Below are 19,835 nucleotides of genomic sequence, written 5' to 3'. Positions count from 1 at the left end.
CTCGTCGGTCACGTCGCGGGAGCGAACTCGTCGAGCCGGACCGGCCGCCCCTCGGTGAGGGCGCGCTGCCCCGCCAGCGCGGCCGCGACGGCCTGCCGTCCGTCCCAACCGGACGGCTGTGCGGGCCCGCCGGTGACCGCGTCCCGGAAGGCGGCGAGCTCGGCGCGGTACGCCGCCGCGTACCGCTCGACGAAGAACGGCGGGGGTGGGGCGCGGTGCAAGCCGTCACCGTCCCCGACGCGGACGGAGGTCGGCTCGACGTTGTCCATGAACGCCGTGCCTCCCTCGCCGTGGACCTCGACCCGCTGGTCGTAGCCGAGCGCCGAGCGACGGCAGTTCTCGATCGTGGCGATCGCGCCGTCGGTGAGGCGCAGCAGCGTCGTGGCCGTGTCGGCCTCCCCCGTCGGGGTCTCGGGCATGCGCGCCGTGCCCCAGGCGCTCACCTCGGTGATCTCCGAGCCGGTGACGAAGCGCACGGTGTCGAAGTCGTGGATCGTCATGTCGACCAACAGGCCGCCCGCCCGCGCGGCGTACTCCGTCGGAGGCGGCGCCGGGTCCCGGGAGGTGACCCGGACCTGCCAGATGTCGCCGAGTTCGCGGGCCACTCGGTCCCGCAGAGTCGCGAGGTGCGGATCGAATCGCCGGTTGAAGCCGGTCATCAGCAGCGTGCCGCGACGGGCGACGCGCCCGAGGAGCTCGTCGATCACGGCCAGGTCGGTGTCGAGGGGCTTCTCGCACAGCACGGGCGTGCCCGCGTCGGCGGCCGCACGGACCTGCTCGGCATGCAGGTCCGTCGGGGAGGCGACCACGAGCGCGTCCACCCGCTCGTCGCCCACGACGTCCTCCCAGCGAGGGGTCACCGCCGTCCCGAGCTCGTCGACCAGTCGTGAGCGGGCGGCCTCGTCGGGGTCGGCGACGATCTCGAGCGAGACGCCGGGAACGGCGTGGGCGGCGTTCGCGGCGTGCAGCCCGCCGATGCGGCCGGCGCCGAGAATGCCCAGTCGCAGGCTCATGGGGTAGCCCCTCCGGACGGTGCGGTGGTGAGCGGTTCGACGGTCACCCGTGAGCCGGTTCGCGCCGCACGCTGCATGGCGCCGATCACGGCCATGACGGCGGCGGCCTCGGGGAGACCGGCGGCGCGGGGTTCGTCGTCGACGATGCCCTCCAGGAACCGGTGCACCTCGATGACCTTCAGGTCGTCGAAGCCCAGCCCGATCCCCGCGGAGGGTTGGAACCGACCGTGCTCGGCGGTGCCGGGCCCGCTCAACACGCGCCGGTAGCCCGGGTCGGGATCGCGGCGGTCGTATCGCCACAGCTCGTTCATCCGCTCGAAGTCCCACGCGAGCGCGCCCTCGGTCCCGTGGAGCTCGAAGGCCATGCGGACGTGCGGGCCCACGGTGACGCGGCTGGCCTCGAGCGTGCCGCGGGCACCGCCCGCGAACCGGACGAGGCTCGCGGCGTAGTCCTCGTTCTCGACCGGCGCGAGCGCGGCGTCCTCGCTGACGTCGAAGTGGCTGGCCTCGAGCGAGACTCGCGGCCGTTCGGGGACGAACACGGCGCGTTCCGCCGACAGCTCGTCGATGGGGCCGAGCAGATGGCAGGCCATGTCGGCCGCGTGGCTCATCACATCGCCCAGTACGCCCAGCCCTCCGTAGGCCTCCTGGAAGCGCCACGAGCGGCCACCGCGAGGATCGCTCGCGTAGTCGGCGAGGAAGTGCCCCCGATAGTGCGTGGGCGTGCCGACGGCGCCCGCGGCGAGGAGCTCCCGGGCCCGCTCGACCGCGGGGGTGTAGCGGTAGTTGAACCCGACGGCCGTGTGGATCCCCGCCCGTTCCACCTCCTCGGCGATCTCGGCGGTCTCCGCCGGCACGCGCCCGCAGGGTTTCTCGAGCCACAGGTGCTTGCCTGCCCGAGCTGCGGCGATGGCGATCTCACGGTGCAGGAAGTTGGGGACGGCGATGCTGACCACGTCGACGTCGGGATGCTCCGCGACGCGCTGCCACTGGTCGGTGGTCTCGCGGTAGCCGTGCACGTCGGCAGCCTCGGCGCGGCGGTCCGGCGAGGCATCGGCCACGATGACCAGCTCCGGCCGCGCCACCGTCTCGGGGAAGTGGTCGCGCAGACGGCGATACGCCCGACTGTGTACGCGGCCCATCCAGCCCAGGCCGACCGTCCCGACTCCGATCCGGCGGGTGGTCACGCGTGCCTCCTGCGGGTCGACGGCATCGGTCCTGGTGGTGGGGAGGCGGTGCCCGAGAGGCGCATCAGCGTTCCACCAGCGTCATCTCGACCTCGTAGCTGTCGGCCGGGTACAGCAGTCGGGCGTACTCGATCGGGCGGGCCATCGTGTCGTAGGTCGTTCGGGTGACCGCGACCAGCGGGTTCCCGCGCTCGATCATCAGGCGGTCGGCCTGCTCTGAGTCGGCAGCGGTGGCGCCAAGGCGTTGCGTCGCGGCGTGCAGCTCCACGCCGGCGTCGCGCAACAGTCGGTACAGGCTCGTGTGCTCGAGTTGTGTGGCCCCGAGCTCGACGAGATCCCCGGGGAGCACGTTGTGCATGAGCGCGATCGCTCGGTCGTCGGCGTAGCGCACGCGCCACATGTCGACGACCTCGTCCTCCTCGGAGAGACCCAGGGGCTCACGGGCCTCCGCCGGGCAGGGGGTTCGCTCCAGCCCGAGCACCCGGGTGGTCGGCGTGCGCCCGCTCTGCGCGAGGTCGTCGTGCAGGCTCGTGAGCGCGAGGGGACGCGTGATCGGCACGGCCGCGACGACGGTGCCCACACCGCGCCGTCGGACGAGCATCCCCTTGTCGACCAGTTCCTTCAGCGCGGCCCGCATCGTGGGTCGGCTGATCCCCAGACGCTCGGCGAGCTCGACCTCGCTCTCGAGCTTGGCGCCCGGCGGCAGTCCGCCGTCGACGATCAGCTGCTCGATCGCCACGGCCGCCTGGTGGTAGAGCGGCACCGGGCTGCCGTGGTCCAGGCGAAGGTTCATCAGCGCGTCGGCCAGCGTTCCCACCTCCCCGTGGTCTGCCGGCATTCTCGCGGCTGATCGCCCGCGGAGCCGTTCGGTCGGACCCTCGAGGCGGGCTGCCGGAACCGGATCCCGACTCGAGCCGATTGAGATTAATGTCTTGACAACTGGATGAACCGTACCCTACGGTCGCGCTCGGGGTCAATCCCCGTCCGCGGCCCCTCGTCGGCGGGGGGCGGGCGGACCGACAACCACTCGGTGGGAGGGGCAGATGGGTGCGCCGACGGCAGGCGGCGGTCGATGAGCCGCTCGGCGGTGAGTCCGCCACCCCCCTTTCCGTCCCGACCAGCCATCGGTCAACACTGCCGTCCCGACACGGCGATAGAGGAGCCGAGATGACGCAGAGAAGGACACGTTGGGCGCTCGTCTTGCCGCTCGCCCTCGTCGCGCTGGTGCTCGCCGCGTGCGAGACCGAACCGGCGGAGGACATCGACGAGGACGTCGCGGATGCGGAGGACTCCGACGACAACGGTGAGGTCGCGGTCGAAGGTGGGGAGCGCGACGACATCGAGATCGTGATGATCACCCACGGCCAGGCGGCGGACCCGTTCTGGACGGTTGCCGTCAACGGCGCCGAGGTCGCGGCCGAGGACCTCGGCATCGACTTCACGTACCAGGCCCCCGACGAGTTCGACATGGTCGAGATGAGCTCGTTGATCGACGCCGCCGTGGCCGACGAGCCCGACGGCATCGCGGTGTCCATTCCGGATGCCGATGGGCTCGAGGACGCCATCAACTCCGCGGTCGAGGCCGACATCCCCGTGGTCTCCTTGAACTCCGGCGACGATGTCTACGAGGAGATGGGCGTGCTGGCGCACGTGGGGCAGAGCGAGGAGCTCGCCGGATACGAGGGCGGCGCGGAGCTCGCGGACGCCGGCGCCACGAACGCCCTGTGCGTCAACCACGAGCAGGGCAACGTCGCCCTGGATCTCCGGTGCGAGGGCTTCCTCGAGTCCATGGAGGAGGCCGGCGCGGAGGCGGGGCAACTCGCCGTCGAAGGGACCGACGCGGTCGAGAGCCAGGAGCGGATCGAGGCCGCGCTGATCGAGGACGACACCATCGACGGCATCCTCGCGCTCGGTCCGCTCGGGGCCGATCCGGCGATCAACGCCCTCGAGGAGCAGGGCATGACCGACGACGTCGCGATCGGCACGTTCGATCTCGGCCCCGACATCCTCGACGCTGTGGACGCCGGCGACATGCTCTTCGCGATCGACCAGCAGCAGTACCTGCAGGGCTACCTTCCGGTGCACATGCTGACCCAGCAGGCCGAGACCGGCACGATGCCGGTGGGCGAGGTGCTCACCGGCCCCGGCTTCGTCTTCCAGGAGGACGCAGCCGATGTCATGGACCTGACCGAGGAGGGTCTGCGCTAGGACGGCGCACCGCACCTCGCGGCCGGGGAGCGCGTGACACCACGCCGCGTCCCCGGTCGCGGGGCCCGGCGAGAGGAGTGTTGCCGTGGCCGCGACCAAGGCCCCCAGCGAACAACGATCGACCGAGGCGGCCAGCGGGGCGCCGGACGAGCGCGTCCGCGAGGTCAGCCTCTTCACCCGACTGTTCCGCCGTCCCGAGTTCGGCGCCATCGTCGGGACCGTCGTGGTGTGGACGATCTTCGCCGTCTGGGCCGGCGGGGGTTTCCTGACCCTCGGCGGGGCAGCGAACTACCTGCTCGTGGCCGCCTACCTCGGGATCGTGGCGACGTTCGTCACCCTGCTCATGATCGGCGGCGAGTTCGACCTCTCGGTCGGGTCGATGATCGGCGCGAGCGGCATGATCGTCGCGCTGCTCACGGCGTTCTACGGGCTGCCCCTGAGCGTCGCGGTCCTCGTGGCGTTCGGCTTCGCGGTCGCGTGGGGCTCGCTCAACGCGTACATCGTGCGCAAGACCGGCCTGCCGTCGTTCATCGTGACCCTCGCGGGCCTGTTCGCGCTGCGGGGCCTGACGATCGCCGTGAGCCGGCTACTCACCGGCCGCACGCAGGTCGGCGGGGTGAGCGACGCGACCGAGGGCAGCCCCCTCGTGGCCCTGCTGGCGGGTGAGGTCGGCGGGTTCGATGCGCCGATCCTCTGGTGGATCGTGCTCGTCGCGGTCGCCACCTACATTCTGCTGCGCACCCGGTTGGGGAACTGGATCTTCGCATCGGGCGGCCACGGGACCGCGGCCCGGAACGCGGGGGTGCCGATCTACCGGGTCAAGTGGCTGTTGTTCATCGGAACGGCCTGCGCGGCCACCCTCGTCGGCGTCCTGCAGGTCGTGGCGCTGGGCAGCGCGGACTCGCTGCGAGGCGAGCTCGTCGAGCTCGAGGCCATCGCGGCGGCGGTCATCGGCGGGGCCCTGCTGACGGGCGGTTTCGGCTCAGCCGTCGGGGCGGCGTTCGGCGCGCTCACCCTCGGGATCGTGCGGCAGGGGATCTTCTTCGCCGGGATCGACAGCGACTGGTTCCGCGTGTTCCTGGGCGTCCTGCTGCTGGCGGCGGTCGTCGCGAACAACTGGTTGCGACGCAAAGCGATGGAGGCCAGATGACCAGCGAGGAGATCACTGCGGGGACCTCCGTCTCCGGCCACGACGGGGCCGCCGACGCGCGAGACCCGCTGGTGGAGCTGCGCGGCGTCTCCAAGTACTTCTCGGGGGTGATCGCCCTCAAGGACCTCGACATGACCGTGCGTCCCGGTGAGGTCATGGCGTTGCTCGGTGACAACGGGGCCGGCAAGTCGACCTGCATCAAGATCCTCTCGGGGGTGCATCACCACGACGAGGGCGAGTTCGTCTTCGACGGGCGGTCGGTGCGGTTCGAGAGTCCCCGCGAGGCGATGCAGCACGGGATCGCGACCGTCCACCAGGACGTCGGGACGATCCCGCTGATGAGCCTCACCCGCAACTTCTTCCTGGGCAACGAGCCGCGGAAGGGTTGGGGCCCGTTCAAGGTCTTCGACCAGAAGTACGCCGCGCAGGTCGCCCGCGAGCAGATGGCGAGCATCGGCATCGACGTCCGGGACCCGTTCCAGCTCGCCGGTACGCTGTCCGGCGGCGAGCGCCAGTCGATCGCGATCGCGCGCGCCGCCTACTTCGGCGCGAAGCTGTTGATCCTCGACGAGCCGACGTCCGCGCTGGGCGTAAAGGAGGCGGGCAAGGTCCTGCACTACGTGCTCAAAGCCCGCAACCAGGGCCTCGGGGTGATCTTCATCACCCACAACGTGCACCACGCCTACCCGGTCGCCGACCGGTTCACGATCCTCAACCGCGGCCGCAGCTACGGCACGTTCGACCGTCAGGACACCAGCCGCGAGGAGGTGCTATCCATGATGGCCGGTGGCGAGGAGCTCGAGGAGTTGTCCCACGAGCTGCGCGAGTCGGCCGACAGCGAGGTCGACAGCGAGCTGGCTGACGCCCTCGCCGAGGAGCTCGAGCAACTGCCGACCAGCGGCGACGCGGCACCGGACGGGCACGGCGGGGACGACGGGCACGGCGGGCCGAGGTCCGGTTCCCGAGACGACCGGGCGTGACCGGCGCGCCCGATCGACGTGCGGCTCGCGACCCTGAGCCCCAACACGACGCTGAGGAGACGCGCATGAGCGACGAGCACGTGTTCCTGCCCCGTGGTCGGGCAACCGAGGGCGACGACCCGCTGCTCATCACCCCGGCGCGCGCGGGCTGGGACCACGCCGGCCTGCGGGTGCTGGAAATCGCCCCCGGTCGGTCGCGCACGATCGCCACGGGGACGACCGAGCTGGCCGTGCTGCCGCTGTCCGGCGGGCTGACGGTGACCTGCGAGACCGAGCGATACGCGCTGGCCGGACGCGAGAGCGTCTTCCACCGGGTCAGCGACTTCGCCTACGTGCCCAGGGACAGCGAGGTCACGCTCGAGAGCGAACGCGGGGCCCGGGTGGCATTGCCCTTCGCCGAGGCCCGCACTCGCCGGCAAGCCGTCTACGGGCCCGCCGAGGAGGTGCCCGTCGAGGTGCGCGGCGGCGGGAACGCCTGTCGTCAGGTGAACAACTTCCTCCAGCCCGAGGCCTTCCCCGGCGCCGACCGGCTGATAGCGGTGGAACTCCTCACGCCCGACGGCCTCTGGTCGAGCTGGCCGCCGCACAAGCACGACGAGGAGCGTCCCGGCGAGGTCATCAACGAGGAGATCTACTACTTCGAGGTGGCCGGTCGCGACGGGTTCGCGGTCCACAAGCTCTACACGCCCGACGGGGCCATCGACGCGACCGAGACCGTCCGCGACGGCGACGCGTTCCTGATCCCGCGGGGCTACCACGGCCCCTCCATCGCCGCGCCCGGGTTCGAGCTGTACTACCTGAACGTCCTGGCGGGACCGGGCGAGCAGCGGGCGATGACGTTCTGCGACGATCCGACCTACGCCTGGCAGCGGTCGTGGCTCGACGAGCTCGAGCCGGACCCGCGGCTGCCGTTGACGAGCCACGGGGGTCGGGTCGGCCCGTGGCCGGCGGCCCTCGAGCGAGCGGAGGTGGAACGGTGAGCGAGGCGACGCACCGGTTGACCACGGGGCAGGCGATCGTCGCGTTCCTGACCGCGCAGTACACCGAGCGGGACGGCGTCGCGCAGCGCTTCGTGGACGGCTGCTACGGGATCTTCGGGCACGGCAACGTCGCGGGGCTGGGCATCGCCCTCAAGGAGCGCCAGGACGCCCTGCCCTACTACCTTTCGCGCAACGAGCAGGCGATGGTGCACTCCGCGGCCGCCTACGCGCGGGCGCGTCGGCGGCTCTCGACGCTCGCCTGCACGAGCTCGGTCGGCCCGGGCGCGACGAACATGGTCACCGCGGCCGCCGGCGCGACGATCAACCGGTTGCCGGTGCTGCTGCTGCCGGGCGACGTCTTCGCGACCCGCACCCCCCGGCCGGTGCTGCAGCAGCTCGAGGACTTCGGCGACGGCAACGTCAGCGTCAACGACACGCTGCGCCCGGTCAGCCGCTACTTCGACCGCGTCGAGCGCGCCGAGCAGCTGCCCCACGCGCTGCTGGAGGCGCTGCGGGTGCTCACCGATCCCGCCGAGACCGGCGCGGTCACGATCGCGTTGCCGCAGGACGTCCAGGCCGAGGCGCACGACTTCCCGGCCTCGCTCTTCGCCGAGCGGGTCTGGCGGGTGCCACGGCCGGAGCCGGCCGAGCGGGAACTGCGCGAGGCGGCCGACCTGCTCCGCGGCGCGCAGCGCCCGCTGATCGTCGCCGGCGGCGGCGTGATCTACAGCGACGCCACGGACGCGCTCGCCCGTTTCGCTCGGCGGACGGGGGTTCCGGTCGCCGCGACCCAGGCGGGCCTGTCAGCGCTGCCGGCCGATCACCCGGCGGCCGTCGGCGCCCTGGGCGTCACGGGCACCGACGCCGCCAACGAGCTCGCCCGCGAGGCCGACGTGGTGGTGGGTATCGGCACCCGCTACAGCGACTTCACGACCGCGAGCCAGACGATCTTCGCCGACCCGGACGTGCGGTTCGTCAACGTCAACGTGGCCGCTCCCGACGCCCGCAAGTTCTCGGCGGTCCCGCTGGTCGCCGACGCCCGCGCGGCGATCGAGGCCCTCGACCGCGCCCTCGAGGGGTGGGCGATCGGCGACGAGCACCGCGCCGAGGTGGGGCGGCGCAAGGCGGCCTGGGAGGAGGCACTGGCCGCCAGCCTGAAGGGGGACGGTGGCGTGCTCACACAGCCGCAGGTGATCGCCGCGGTCAACGAGGCGGCGGGCCGGGACGGCGTGGTCATCAACGCGGCCGGGAGCATGCCGGGTCAGCTGCACCGGGTCTGGCGGCCGGGGGAGCCGGGCACCTACCACGTCGAGTACGGCTACTCGTGCATGGGCTACGAGATCCCGGCAGGGATCGGCGTGCGCCTCGCCGAGCCCGAGCGCGAGGTCTTCGTGCTCATCGGCGACGGCTCGTACCTCATGCTGCCCGGGGAACTCGTCGTCGCGCTGCAGGAATCGCTCGACCTCACCCTCGTGCTCGTCGACAACCACGGGTTCGGGTCCATCGGCGCGCTGTCCGGCGCGGTCGGCGCCGAGGGGTTCGGGACCCGCTATCGCCGGCGCGACCCCGCCACCGGCGACTACACCGGCGAGCGGCTGCCCGTCGACCTCGCCGCGAACGCCGAGAGCCTCGGCGCGCGCGTGTGGCGTGTGGGGACCACCGACGAGCTGCGTGCCGCGCTGGCCGAGGCCGCGAACGTGACGGGGGTGCGGGTCGTCTACGTCGCCGCGGAGCCCGGTGACGTGCCGGGCGGCGCGTGGTGGGATGTCCCGGTCGCGCAGCAGAGCGACGAGCCCGGGGTCACCGCGGCGCGCGCGGACTACGAGCAACGGCGCCCCGACGTGCGCAGCCACGCCGAGCCGGCACGAACGACGAGAGCAGGGAGCCCGCGATGAGCAACGCACCGATGGTCCCCCACTGGATCGCCGGGGAGCGCGTCGAGGAGGCCGCCGCCGAGACGGTGGGTGTGACGGAATCCGCCACCGGCCGGGTGGTCGGCCGGGTGCCCGCGGGCGGCGGCGAGGCGGCGGACCGCGCGGTCCGGGCCGCGCGCGCCGCCTTCGGCGAGTGGCGCCATGCCTCCCTGGGACGGCGCAAGACGACGATGTTCGCGTACCGGGAGCTGCTCAACGCGCGCCGGGACGAGCTGGTGGACCTCCTCGTCACCGAGCACGGCAAGGTCGCCGACGACGCGGCCGGGGAGGTGCAGCGCGGCCTCGAGGTCGTGGAGTACGCGTGCGGCATCCCCGATCTGTTGAAGGGTGAGCACACCGAGAACGTGTCGACCAACGTCGACAGCTGGTCGGTCCGGCAACCGGTGGGGGTGATGGCGGGCATCACGCCGTTCAACTTCCCCGTGATGGTGCCGCTGTGGATGCTGCCGATCGCGATCGCCTGCGGGAACGCGTTCGTCCTCAAGCCCAGCGAGAAGGACCCCTCGGCGTCGCTGCGCCTGGCCGAGCTCGCGCACGAGGCCGGGGTGCCGCCCGGGGTCGTGGGCGTCGTGCAGGGCACCGGGGAGGCCGCGCAGACGCTGCTCACCCACCCGGAGGTCGACGGCGTGTCGTTCGTCGGCTCGACACCGGTCGCCCGGCACGTGCAGCGGACCGCGGTCGAGCACGGCAAGCGGGTCCAGGCGCTCGGCGGCGCGAAGAACCACGCGGTTGTGCTCCCCGACGCCGACCTCGACGTCACGGCGGACGCGCTGGTCGGTGCGGCCTACGGCTCGGCGGGTGAGCGCTGCATGGCGATCAGCGCCGCGGTCGCCGTCGGCGGTGTCGGCGACGCGCTCGCGCCGGCCATCACCGAACGGCTGAAGGGCCTGGAGGTCGCAGCCGGCACCAATCCCGACGCGCACATGGGGCCGCTCATCACCGCCGAACACCGCGACCGGGTCGCCGGCTACCTCGCAGCGGGCGTCGCCGAGGGCGCGACCCTGGCCTACGACGGGCGCGACCACCCGATCGACGGCGACGACGGCGGGCACTGGCTCGGGCCCAGCCTCTTCGATCACGTCACCCCCGGCATGACCGTGTACACCGACGAGATCTTCGGCCCCGTGCTGGTGCTGTTGCGCGCGGACTCGTTCGAGGAGGCGATCGACCTCGTGAACCGCAACCGGTGGGGCAACGGCACGGCGATCTTCACCAACGACGGGGGCGCGGCGCGCCGGTTCCACCACGAGGTGGAGGTGGGCATGGTCGGCGTGAACGTGCCGATCCCGGTGCCGATGGCCTACCACTCGTTCGGAGGCTGGAAGGAGTCGCTCTTCGGTGACCTGCACATCCACGGGCCCGAGGGCGTGCAGTTCAACACGCGCGGCAAGGTGGTCACCTCGCGCTGGCCCGACCCCACCGAGCGCGGCATCGACCGCGGGTTCCCCACCGCACGGTAGCCTCGCGGGGGAGGCCGTCCCGTGGCGGCCGGATCTCCGGAGCCCGAGCAGGGAGGCGCGTGGTGCGGTTCGACTTCGTCGCTCCGCGACGGATCGCGTTCGGCGCCGGGCGCGTCGCCGAGCTCGGCGCGGCCGCGGCAACGATGGGCTCCCGCGCGCTGCTCGTCACCGGCTCCCGTCCGGAACGCGTGAAGGTCGCCGCGGAGCAACTCGACGCCGCCGGCGTCGCGTACGACACGTGGTCGGTCAGCGGGGAACCGACGGTGGAGGTGGCCGAGCAGGGCACGGCACACGCTCGGGAGGCCGGCGTCGACCTCGTCGTGAGCGTCGGGGGAGGCAGCGTCCTCGACACCGGCAAGGCGATCGCGGGTCTGGCCGGCGCCTCCGGCCCGGCCCGCCGCTACCTCGAGGTGGTGGGGGACGCGCAACCGCTCGACGGGACGCCCCTGCCGCAGATCGCGGTCCCGACGACGGCCGGCACCGGCTCCGAGGCGACGAAGAACGCGGTGCTCGGCGTTCCCGAGCGCGGGGTCAAGGTCAGCTTGCGCGATCCCGCGATGGTCCCCGCGCTCGCGCTCGTGGACCCCGAGCTGACCCGTGGCGTCCCGCCCACGGTCACGGCCGCGAGTGGCCTCGACGCGCTCACCCAGCTGATCGAGCCCTTCACCAGTCACCTGGCGACGCCCACGACCGACGCGTTGTGTCGGGACGGGATCCCTCGGGCCGCACGGGCGCTGCCGAGGGCTCACCGTGACGGCGACGATCTCGACGCCCGCTCCGAGATGGCGCTCGCGAGCCTCTACGGCGGTTTGGCGCTCGCCAACGCGAAGCTCGGCGCCGTGCACGGGTTCGCGGGGCCGCTCGGCGGGCTGCGCCCGGCGCCGCACGGCGCCGTGTGCGGGCGGCTGCTGCCCGTCGCGACCGCGGTCAACGTGCGGGCGTTGCAGGAGCGCGACCCCGACGGGCGCGCGCTCCTGCGCTACCGGGAGGTCGGCGCGCTGCTGACCGGGGACCCCGACGCCACCGTCGAGGACGCCGTGGAGTGGCTGCGCGCACTGGTCGAGTCGCTCGACGTGCCCGGCCTGGCGGAGTACGGCGTGACCGAGGAGGACCTGCCGGCGGTCGTCGAGGCCGCGGGACGGTCGAGCTCGATGCAGGGCAACCCGATCGAACTGACCGTGGACGAGCGCCGCGAGATCCTCGCCCGCGCCCGCTGACCGGCCGGTCAGCGCTCGAGCACGTCGTTGAGTGCGCTCGCGTCGCCACCCAGCGAGTCCACGATCACCGACACGTTGTCGACCATCATGCCGACGTAGGAGTGCTCCACGTCCCCGGGCTCGCCGGGAAGCTGGTCGTCGGCGAGGTCTCCGACGTACGCGGCGCCGGTCTCGTCGGCGATCGTCGACACCACGTCGGCGGGGAACTCCTCGCTGCCGAAGAGGGCCGGTACGTCCTCGGCCTGGATCTGGTCGATGATGTCACGGACGTCCGAGGCGGACGGCTCCGAGAAGTCGCCGGGCTGTACGGCCGCCGTGACCTCGAGGCCGTACTCCTCGCCGAAGTACGACCAGGCGTCGTGGTAGACGACCAGCCGGCGCTGCCCGTCGGGCACGGTCTCGACGCTGTCGGCGATCGCCTCGTGCAGCGCGTCGAGCTGCTCCGTGTAGTTCGCGGCGTTCTCCTGGTACACGTCGGCACCGTCGGGATCGAGGTCGGCGAGCTCCTCCGCGGTGGACTCCACGTAGGCGGTGACGTTCGGCACGCTTGTCCACACGTGCGGGTTGGGGGCGCCGTCCTCGTCGTGGGCGTGGCCGTCGTCGTCGTGGGTGTGGCCGTTGTCGTCGTCGTGGGTGTGGCCGTTGTCGTCGTCGTGGGTGTGGCCGTCGTCCTCGTCGTGGGTGTGGCCGTCGTCTTCGTCGTGGGTGTGCCCGTTGTCGTGGTCGTGCCAGTGCTCGTGAGAGAGGTCGTCGGCCTCGAGGGCCTCGTCGCCGAGCAGCACCAGTGGTGCGTCGTCGGGCAGGTTCGCCTCGGCGAGGTCGACCGAGGCGTCGTTGAGGCCCAACCCGTTGCCGATGAACGCGTCGGCCTCGCTGAGCGGGGCGACATCGCTGGGTGACGGTTCGTAGGTGTGCGAGTCCGCGCCGTCCGGGACGAGCGTGGCCACCTCGCCACGGTCGCCGAGCACGCGCTCGATCGGCTCGGCGATCGGCGCGACCGAGCTCACCACGAGCAGCCCCCCGTCGTCGGCCTGCTCGTCGGCGTCGTCCGCGTCCGCGCGGTCCGCGTCACCGTCCTCGCCGCCGTCCTCACCGGTCTCCTCCTCGGGCTCGATGTCCTCGGAGCCGGTGTCACGGTCGGACTCCTCGCGCCCCTCGGTGGTGTCGTCCCGTGATTCGTTCGCCGTCTGCTGTGTGTCGTCCCCGCAGCTCGCGAGGAGCACCAGGCCGAGTACGCCGGTCAGCGTCACCAACGTTCGACGCCCTGTCGGTCGCATCTGGGAGCCTTTCCGCCGAGCAGGCCTCGCTGGGCTGCGCACCGCTACTTGTTGCAAGTGACTTGCGACAAAGGCTAGACAGTGGGCGCGGGTCGCGCAACATCCCCGTGCGAGCGTGCCCGACGCAGTCTCGAGCGGGTGCGCAGCGCCGTGCCGGTGAAGGCGACCGCGAACAGCGCGGCGCCGGTCAGCACGATCATCGGGCCGCTGGCGACGTCGAGGTGATACGACCCGTAGAGTCCCACCACGCTCGAGACGACGCCGACCGCCGTCGCGATCGCCACCATCGCGCCGAACGAGTGCGTCACGAGGCGCGCGAACGCGGCGGGGATCACGACCGCAGCAGCGACCAGCAACACGCCGAGCACGCGCACCGACACGATCACCACGGCGGCCGTGAGGACGTTGAACAGCAACTCCATGAGGCCGGCGCGGACGCCGTGCACCCGAGCCACCTCCGGATCGAACGACACGAACACGAGCGGCTTGTAGTACGCGAACAGGGTCGCGGTGAACGCCCCGGCGACGCCGACGGCGAGCCACAGGTCCGTGGAGGTCACCGCGAGGGGGTTGCCGAACAAGAGCGCCTCGGTACTCACGCGGGGCGAGTCCAGACGGCTCACCACGGCGATGCCGAGCGCGAACAGTGCCGTGGTCACGATTCCGATCGCGGCGTCGGCGTGCAGCCCGCGCCGCCGGGTGATCCGGTCGATCAACAGCGCGCTGACGAGCGTCGCGACGACCGCCCCCAGGTACTCGTGGTAGCCGAGGGCGACGCCGACGGCGACGCCCCCCAGGACACTGTGCGCGAGGCCGTGGCCGACGTAGCTCATCCGCCGCAGCACGATGAACACGCTGATCGCTCCGCACAGGGCCCCGACGAGCAGGCCGGCCGCCATCGCCCGCACGAAGAAGTCGTACGTGAACGGCTCGGTGAGCAGCTCCGGCCAGCTCACGGTGTCACGGAGGCCGCGGCGTCCCGTAGAGCCGGTGGGTGCGGCGCCTCCGAGGTCCCGTCGAGGGCCCCGTACTCGTCGGTGACCACGACGCGACCGTCCGCGTGGACCACCCGCATCCGGCTGCCGTACGCTTCCTCGAGGATCCCGGGCGTCACGACATCGGCCGGGGCGCCCTCGGCGACGATGCGGCCGTTGAGGAACGCGACCCGGGGCAGGTGCGCGGCGACCCAGTTGAGGTCGTGGGTGGTCAGCACCACGGTCAGCCCCTCGGCGTTCAGGTCGCCGAGCAGCTCCAGGATGTCGAGGCGCGTGCGCAGGTCCACCCCGCTGGTCGGTTCGTCGAGCAGCAGCACGTCGCTGTCGCGCACCATCGCGCGCGCGAGGAACATGCGCTGCTGCTGGCCGCCGGAGAGCTCGCGGATGTGGCGTCGCGCGAGATCGCCGATCCCGAGCCGGTCGAGCAGCGCGCGTGCGTGGCGCCGCTCACGTCGGCTGAACCACGGGGTCGGTCGGCTGTCGGCCGTGCCGCCGAGCAGCACCGTCTGTTCCACGGTCAGGGGGAAGTCCCAGTCGATGGTTCCGAGTTGAGGCACGTAGCCGATCCGCCGGGTCCCTCCACGCGCCACGTCGTGGCCGTGCACCTCGACCCGACCGCGGTGACGCTCGGCCTGCCCGGTGAGCAGGCGCACCAGGGTCGTCTTCCCGGCGCCGCTGGGACCCGCCACACCGACGAAGGCGCCACGTTCGACGCGCCAGTCGATGCCGCCGTCGCCCTGCCCGATGACCGTCCGGCCGCCGTAGCCGGCGGCCACGTCACGAAACGCGACCGCGGGGGGCTCGCTCGTCGCGGCGCCGTTGCCCGGGACCAGCTGCAATCCGACCTCTCCTGCGAGTGACTTGCGGCTAGCGTACGGGATCGGCCGGCCACGCGCAGCCCGAGGATCGGCGCCGCGCTCAGCCTGCTCGGGTGATGAGGCTCAGCCCGTCGCCCACGGGCAGCATGAGCACCTCGACACGCTCGTCGGCCGCGACCCGGGCGTTGAAGTCGACGAGCGTCGCGGTGTCGCCGGACGGCTCGGAGTCGAGCACTCGGCCGCTCCAGAGGACGTTGTCGACGATGATCATGCCGTGGGGGGAGAGGCGGGCGAGCAGTTCCTCGTAGTAGGCGTGGTAGCCGCCCTTGTCGGCATCGACGAACGCGAGGTCCACCGGCGGGTCGTGGGGCAGCCGGCTGACCGTCTCGTGGGCGTCGCCGAGGCGCAGGTCGATGACGTCGTCGAGGCCGGCCCGCTGCCAGTAGCGCCGGGCCACGGCGGTGTACTCCTCGCTGTTGTCGCAGCAGGTCAGCCGGCCGCCCGGGGCGAGGCCGCGCGCGATGCAGATGGCGGAGTACCCGGTGAAGGTCCCGACCTCGACCGCGGTGCGCGCGCCCGCCAGCCGGGTGAGCAGCGTGAGGAGCCCGCCCTGCTCGGGGGCGATCTGCAGGTTCGTGCGGTCGGCGTAGTGCTCGCGTGTCTCCTCGATCAGGTCGCGCAACAGCGCGTCGGGGCTCGAGCTGTGGTCGAGCAGGTATCCCTGCAGTTCGTCGGACAGGCCGACGGTCTTGGTGGTCACGTTCGCCTCCGCTCCCTGGTCGCGTGGGGACGATGATGTCGCGCGGCCACGCTACGCCAGCGCGCCTCGATCGTGCTGCTGCACGGCAGAGGACGCGAGACGCGCGTGCAGCATGGCCCGCACCGGCTCGGCCTCCACCCCGAGAGCGACGTCGGTGAGCGGAGCGTCGCCGGCGGCCGAGCCCCCGCGGCGCGAGCGCAGGTCGACGACCGTCATCCCCCGGGTCCAGCCGCCGGCGGTTTCGACCCGGACCGGCAGCGCCTCGGTGGTCACCACCGAGGGATCGACGGCCGCCGCGACCGCGAGCGGGTCGTGCAGCGCGCAGCGCCGTTGGCCCGTGCGCGACGCCGCCACGTCGAGGTAGTGCGGAAGGATCCCGGCGGCGAACGCCGCGGCCGGGTCGCCGGAGGCCGTCAGGGCGGCGAGATCCTCGTCGTCGAAGTGCACCCGGGTGGTGACGCCCCCGAGCGCAGCAGGACCGCCGCCGCCTCGGGATCGGCCCACACGTTGAACTCGGCGACCGCCGAGACGTTGCCGAAGTGGTCCGCGGCGCCTCCCATCACGTACACGCCCGCGAGCCGTTGGGCGAGGCCCGGGTCCCGGGTGAGCGCGGCCGCGACGTTGGTGAGGGGTCCGAGGGTCACGAGGGTGAGCCTCTCGGGGCTGGCGTTGATGTGACGCACGAGGGCGTCAACGGCGTGCTCCGGCTCGGGTGGTCGCGCCGGCACGGGCAGGGCCGAGTCGCCCATGCCGTCCGAACCGTGCACGTCGGTCGCGGTGACGGGATCGCGCAACAGGGGGCGAGCACCACCCGTGTGCACCGGCACGTCGAGCGCGCCGGCGATCTCGAGCGTGGTCAGCGCGTTCCGTGTGCACTGCTCGACCCCGACGTTGCCCGCGACCGTCGTGACGGCATCGATCCGAGCGTCGGGCGCGGCGACCGCGAGCAGGAGCGCGATGGCGTCGTCCGACGCGGTGTCGGTGTCGATCAGCAGGCGTCGTGCCTCGCTCATTCCGGACTCCTCGTCGATGGTCCGCGGAAACCGCGGGTACCCGCGGTGTGAACGTGCGGTTGAATGCGCGTGTCCGGTCGGCACCGCACGGGACCCACCCAGCCAGTGGGGCCCCAGCTCGCCCGGCCCACCCCCCGACGTCGAGAGGACGCGCGATGCCCCACAACGACCGGACCGGCCCGACGCCGGTCATCCTCGACTGCGACCCCGGCCACGACGACGCGGTCGCGATCCTGCTCGCCGGCGCGCATCCGACGATCGACCTGCGCGCGGTCACCACGGTGGCCGGCAACCAGACGCTCGAGAAGACGACGTTGAACGCTCGGCGCGTGTGCACGGTCGCGGGCCTCGACGTGCCGGTCGCTGCCGGGTGCGACCAACCGCTCGCGGGCGAGCTCGAGACCGCCGGGGACATCCACGGGGACAGCGGTCTGGACGGGCCGAGCTTCGGGACGCCGACCGTGCCGCTCGACCCGCGTCACGCGGTAGACCTCATGCACGAACTGCTGGCGGAGGCCGAGCAGCCGCTCACCCTCGTCGGCGTGGGACCCCTGACGAACCTGGCGACGCTGCTCCGTCGGTACCCCGAGGACCGGGAGCGCATCGAGCGCATCGCGATCATGGGCGGTTCGACCGAGCGGGGGAACCGCACCCCGTACGCCGAGTTCAACATCTTCACCGATCCCGAGGCCGCCTCCGAGGTGCTGCACAGCGGGGTCCCGACCGTGTGGCACGGGCTGAACGTCACCCACCAGGCGACCGCGACGCCCGAGGTGCTCACCCGGATCTCCGAGCTCGGCACCCCGCTCGCCGGGATCTGCGTCGAGTTGCTCACGTTCTTCCGCGAGGCGTATCGCGAGGCGTTCGGGTTCGACGCACCGCCGGTGCACGACCCCGTCGCGATCGCTCACCTCATCGATCCCGAAGCGGTGAGCTGTGCGTTCGTGCCGATGCGGATCGAACTCGACGGCACGCACACCCGGGGGGCCACGGTCGTCGATCTGGCGAGCCGCACCGGGTGGGAACCCAACGCGCAGGTTGGTCTCGAACTCGACCATGCCCGCTTCTGGGACCACATCCTCGCGGCGGTAGGTGCGCTCGAGCCCGGCGACGCATAGTCGTTGCGACGCAGCGATCGAGGGGGGACGCCATGGCGCAGCTTCGTCACCGGGTTCTCAGCGTCCTGGGCGCCGGCCCCGTCGATTGGCGCACGACCACCCAGGGGGCGAGCTGCAGTGCCCGCGCGTTGGTCGTCTCAGCGTTCATCAGGTCCAGCAGAAGCGTCGTCGCCCGCTGGCCAACCGAGCGGATCGGCTGGGCCACAGTAGTCAGCGCGGGCATGCTCAATTCTGCGTAGGGGATGTCGTCATAGCCGATGATCGAGAGATCCTCCGGCACCCTCACGCCGCGGCGTTGAGCGGCGCGGAGCAAGCCCAACGCCAGCAGGTCGTTCGCGGCCACCACAGCCGTCGGGGCCTCGCTCGGCGGCAGCGCCATCAGTCGCTCACCGGCCGATTCCCCCGATTCCATCGTGAACGGTCCGGCATCCTCCCACACGGGCGCGAGCCGATGCCCCTGCATCGCTTCACGCCAGCTGGCCCGTCGCCCGCGAGCGAGCGGCAACCGTTCGTCGCCCCCCAGGAACCCGATGCGCTGGTGGTTGAGCTCGACGACGTGCTCGACAGCGAGTCGGAGGGCTTGGCGGTCGTCGGTGGTGACGCTGCTGGCCGACCAACCGCTGGGGACACGGTCGATCGCGACGGCTGGGTGGTCGCCCAGGACCCTCCCGAGGGCCGCGCTGTCGGCGGTCACCGCCAGCAGCAGGCCGTCGACCCCACGCTCCAGCAACTCCGCGATGTAGATCGACTCTCGCTCGGGGTCGTTCTCGACACCGCCGAGGACGACGCAGTAATCACGAGCCCGGGCGGTGTTCTCCACGGCGGCGGCCAGCTCCGCGAAGAACGGATTCGCGATGTCCGGCACGACCATGCCGATCATGTGCGTTTGCTGCAGGATCAGGGAGCGTGCGACACGGTTCGGGCGGTAGCCGAGCTCGTCGGCTGCACGCATGACGCGGTCACGTGTCGTGGGCGCCACGGGCGCCTTGCCCGACATCACGTGCGAGACGGTACCGATCGAAGTCTCCGCCCGCGTCGCCACGTCGTGAATCGTTACCGCCTTGCGTCGCAAGCGCCCCCGGTCATTCATTGGCTCCCCCACGTTCGCTGGGCGGGGCGCCGTGCTTCTGTGGGTTGCCCCCCGCCGGGTACGGACGCCGGAGCGCCTCGGAGGCGGTGACGACGCGCACTTGTTCGGGGAGTCGGCGCGCCGCCGCGATCAGCCCCGAGTGGCTCTCGGGGTCGGGGCCCACGACCGCGTTCTCCACGAGGCTGACGGGGACCCCGGCGTCGACAGCCGCGAACAGGGTCGCCGCGACGCAGCAATCGGTTTCGCAACCCGCCAGAACGAGCTCGGTCGCCGGGCCGCTGAGCCGTTCGCTCAGTTCCGGGGCGGGATAGGCCGAGTAGGTGTGTTTGTCGATCAGCGAGGCGCCCTGCGGCATCGTCGCCGAGACCTCGTCGAGCAGATCCCACCACTCGGGTTCCTCATCGAGCGCTGCCCAGCGCTGAGCGAAGGCGGACCAGGTTCCCGGTCCGGAATGTGCGAGCCGATGTCTCGTTAGCACCGTCGCCGAGCCGAAGGCGCCGATCAGTTGTCGCACCGAGGGCAGGATCCGTTCGATGCCGGGAACCTCCCAGGGGCCGCCGGGGCCCACGACGCGCTGCAGGTCCAGGACCACCAGCGCACGGCCGGAGTCGACTGCCATTCCACCCCCTTGTGTG

17 protein-coding genes and 1 pseudogene are annotated in these 19,835 nt (G+C 72.1%); 8 read left to right on the top strand and 10 right to left on the bottom strand.

All coding sequences use genetic code 11. The features are described 5' to 3' along the window. Window positions 1-8: 8 nt before the first annotated feature. From ER308_RS08015 to ER308_RS08005, 3 genes are all read right to left on the bottom strand, one after another. A complete protein-coding gene (locus tag ER308_RS08015; protein WP_131154498.1) occupies window positions 9-1,013 on the bottom strand; it encodes a Gfo/Idh/MocA family protein in 1,005 nt (334 codons plus the stop codon). Next, on the bottom strand, window positions 1,010-2,200 hold the full coding sequence (locus ER308_RS08010) for a Gfo/Idh/MocA family protein (RefSeq protein ID WP_205745961.1): 1,191 nt from the start codon (window positions 2,198-2,200) through the stop codon (window positions 1,010-1,012). The genes ER308_RS08015 and ER308_RS08010 overlap by 4 nt, the downstream gene beginning before the upstream one ends. A gap of 64 nt (window positions 2,201-2,264) precedes the next feature. Continuing rightward, window positions 2,265-3,038, bottom strand: coding sequence for a GntR family transcriptional regulator (locus ER308_RS08005; RefSeq protein ID WP_205745960.1), 774 nt, complete (start codon window positions 3,036-3,038; stop codon window positions 2,265-2,267). 329 nt (window positions 3,039-3,367) lie between these two features. On the opposite strand from ER308_RS08005, the gene ER308_RS08000 reads away from it, so the two are divergent. From ER308_RS08000 to ER308_RS07970, 7 genes are all read left to right on the top strand, one after another. Continuing rightward, window positions 3,368-4,408, top strand: a complete 1,041-nt coding sequence (locus tag ER308_RS08000; RefSeq protein ID WP_131154497.1) for a sugar ABC transporter substrate-binding protein — start codon at window positions 3,368-3,370, stop codon at window positions 4,406-4,408. Window positions 4,409-4,493: 85 nt separating this feature from the next. Beyond that, window positions 4,494-5,558: an ABC transporter permease gene (locus tag ER308_RS07995; protein ID WP_131154496.1), complete on the top strand. Its 1,065-nt coding sequence runs from the start codon at window positions 4,494-4,496 to the stop codon at window positions 5,556-5,558. Then, entirely contained in the window at window positions 5,555-6,538 is a 984-nt protein-coding gene (locus ER308_RS07990; protein WP_131154495.1) for an ATP-binding cassette domain-containing protein, read from the top strand. Before ER308_RS07995 ends, ER308_RS07990 begins: the two co-directional genes overlap by 4 nt. Before the next feature lie 65 nt (window positions 6,539-6,603). Beyond that, a complete protein-coding gene (gene iolB / locus ER308_RS07985) occupies window positions 6,604-7,518 on the top strand; it encodes a 5-deoxy-glucuronate isomerase (RefSeq protein WP_131154494.1) in 915 nt (304 codons plus the stop codon). Beyond that, window positions 7,515-9,413, top strand: a complete 1,899-nt coding sequence (gene iolD, locus ER308_RS07980; protein WP_205745959.1) for a 3D-(3,5/4)-trihydroxycyclohexane-1,2-dione acylhydrolase (decyclizing) — start codon at window positions 7,515-7,517, stop codon at window positions 9,411-9,413. The genes iolB and iolD overlap by 4 nt, the downstream gene beginning before the upstream one ends. Further along, on the top strand, window positions 9,410-10,912 hold the full coding sequence (locus ER308_RS07975) for a CoA-acylating methylmalonate-semialdehyde dehydrogenase (RefSeq protein ID WP_240732010.1): 1,503 nt from the start codon (window positions 9,410-9,412) through the stop codon (window positions 10,910-10,912). The genes iolD and ER308_RS07975 overlap by 4 nt, the downstream gene beginning before the upstream one ends. Before the next feature lie 62 nt (window positions 10,913-10,974). After that, window positions 10,975-12,129, top strand: a complete 1,155-nt coding sequence (locus ER308_RS07970; protein WP_205745958.1) for an iron-containing alcohol dehydrogenase — start codon at window positions 10,975-10,977, stop codon at window positions 12,127-12,129. An 8-nt stretch (window positions 12,130-12,137) separates the two neighbouring features. Here the strand turns inward: ER308_RS07970 and ER308_RS07965 are convergent, their stop codons facing one another. The 5 genes and pseudogenes from ER308_RS07965 to ER308_RS22925 form a co-directional block, all read right to left on the bottom strand. Then, window positions 12,138-13,406 carry a metal ABC transporter substrate-binding protein gene (locus tag ER308_RS07965; protein ID WP_131154492.1) on the bottom strand — a complete coding sequence of 423 codons (1,269 nt, stop codon included), beginning with the start codon at window positions 13,404-13,406 and terminating at the stop codon, window positions 12,138-12,140. 74 nt (window positions 13,407-13,480) lie between these two features. Next, window positions 13,481-14,362 (bottom strand): metal ABC transporter permease, encoded by an 882-nt coding sequence (locus ER308_RS07960; protein WP_131154491.1) that lies wholly within the window; start codon window positions 14,360-14,362, stop codon window positions 13,481-13,483. Continuing rightward, on the bottom strand, window positions 14,359-15,240 hold the full coding sequence (locus ER308_RS07955; protein ID WP_165491905.1) for a metal ABC transporter ATP-binding protein: 882 nt from the start codon (window positions 15,238-15,240) through the stop codon (window positions 14,359-14,361). The genes ER308_RS07960 and ER308_RS07955 overlap by 4 nt, the downstream gene beginning before the upstream one ends. A gap of 79 nt (window positions 15,241-15,319) precedes the next feature. Then, complete coding sequence (locus ER308_RS07950) at window positions 15,320-15,979, bottom strand: O-methyltransferase (RefSeq protein ID WP_131154489.1); 660 nt, start codon at window positions 15,977-15,979, stop codon at window positions 15,320-15,322. Window positions 15,980-16,030: 51 nt separating this feature from the next. After that, a pseudogene (locus ER308_RS22925) lies at window positions 16,031-16,992 on the bottom strand (nucleoside hydrolase). Window positions 16,993-17,147: 155 nt separating this feature from the next. Here ER308_RS22925 and ER308_RS07935 point away from each other — a divergent pair. Then, entirely contained in the window at window positions 17,148-18,110 is a 963-nt protein-coding gene (locus ER308_RS07935) for a nucleoside hydrolase (protein ID WP_131154486.1), read from the top strand. A gap of 46 nt (window positions 18,111-18,156) precedes the next feature. Here the strand turns inward: ER308_RS07935 and ER308_RS07930 are convergent, their stop codons facing one another. Next, window positions 18,157-19,200, bottom strand: coding sequence for a LacI family DNA-binding transcriptional regulator (locus ER308_RS07930; RefSeq protein WP_131154485.1), 1,044 nt, complete (start codon window positions 19,198-19,200; stop codon window positions 18,157-18,159). After that, window positions 19,193-19,819: a cysteine hydrolase family protein gene (locus ER308_RS07925; protein WP_131154484.1), complete on the bottom strand. Its 627-nt coding sequence runs from the start codon at window positions 19,817-19,819 to the stop codon at window positions 19,193-19,195. Before ER308_RS07925 ends, ER308_RS07930 begins: the two co-directional genes overlap by 8 nt. Window positions 19,820-19,835: the final 16 nt, after the last annotated feature.

Origin of the sequence: Egibacter rhizosphaerae (assembly GCF_004322855.1) — a bacterium.
Classification (GTDB): Bacteria; Actinomycetota; Nitriliruptoria; order Euzebyales; family Egibacteraceae; genus Egibacter; species Egibacter rhizosphaerae.
The sequence above is the reverse complement of the archived record's forward strand: the minus strand, read 5'-3'. Positions and strand labels throughout refer to the sequence as shown.

What these genes read in the sequence shown, in the direction of transcription:
- ER308_RS08015 (WP_131154498.1), bottom strand. Translation starts at nt 1,013, where the DNA reads ATGAGCCTGCGACTGGGCATTCTCGGCGCCGGCCGCATCGGCGGGCTG.
- ER308_RS08005 (WP_205745960.1), bottom strand. Translation starts at nt 3,038, where the DNA reads ATGCCGGCAGACCACGGGGAGGTGGGAACGCTGGCCGACGCGCTGATG.
- ER308_RS08000 (WP_131154497.1), top strand. Translation starts at nt 3,368, where the DNA reads ATGACGCAGAGAAGGACACGTTGGGCGCTCGTCTTGCCGCTCGCCCTC.
- ER308_RS07990 (WP_131154495.1), top strand. Translation starts at nt 5,555, where the DNA reads ATGACCAGCGAGGAGATCACTGCGGGGACCTCCGTCTCCGGCCACGAC.
- iolB (WP_131154494.1), top strand. Translation starts at nt 6,604, where the DNA reads ATGAGCGACGAGCACGTGTTCCTGCCCCGTGGTCGGGCAACCGAGGGC.
- ER308_RS07975 (WP_240732010.1), top strand. Translation starts at nt 9,410, where the DNA reads ATGAGCAACGCACCGATGGTCCCCCACTGGATCGCCGGGGAGCGCGTC.
- ER308_RS07965 (WP_131154492.1), bottom strand. Translation starts at nt 13,406, where the DNA reads ATGCGACCGACAGGGCGTCGAACGTTGGTGACGCTGACCGGCGTACTC.
- ER308_RS07935 (WP_131154486.1), top strand. Translation starts at nt 17,148, where the DNA reads ATGCCCCACAACGACCGGACCGGCCCGACGCCGGTCATCCTCGACTGC.
- ER308_RS07930 (WP_131154485.1), bottom strand. Translation starts at nt 19,200, where the DNA reads ATGAATGACCGGGGGCGCTTGCGACGCAAGGCGGTAACGATTCACGAC.
- ER308_RS07925 (WP_131154484.1), bottom strand. Translation starts at nt 19,819, where the DNA reads ATGGCAGTCGACTCCGGCCGTGCGCTGGTGGTCCTGGACCTGCAGCGC.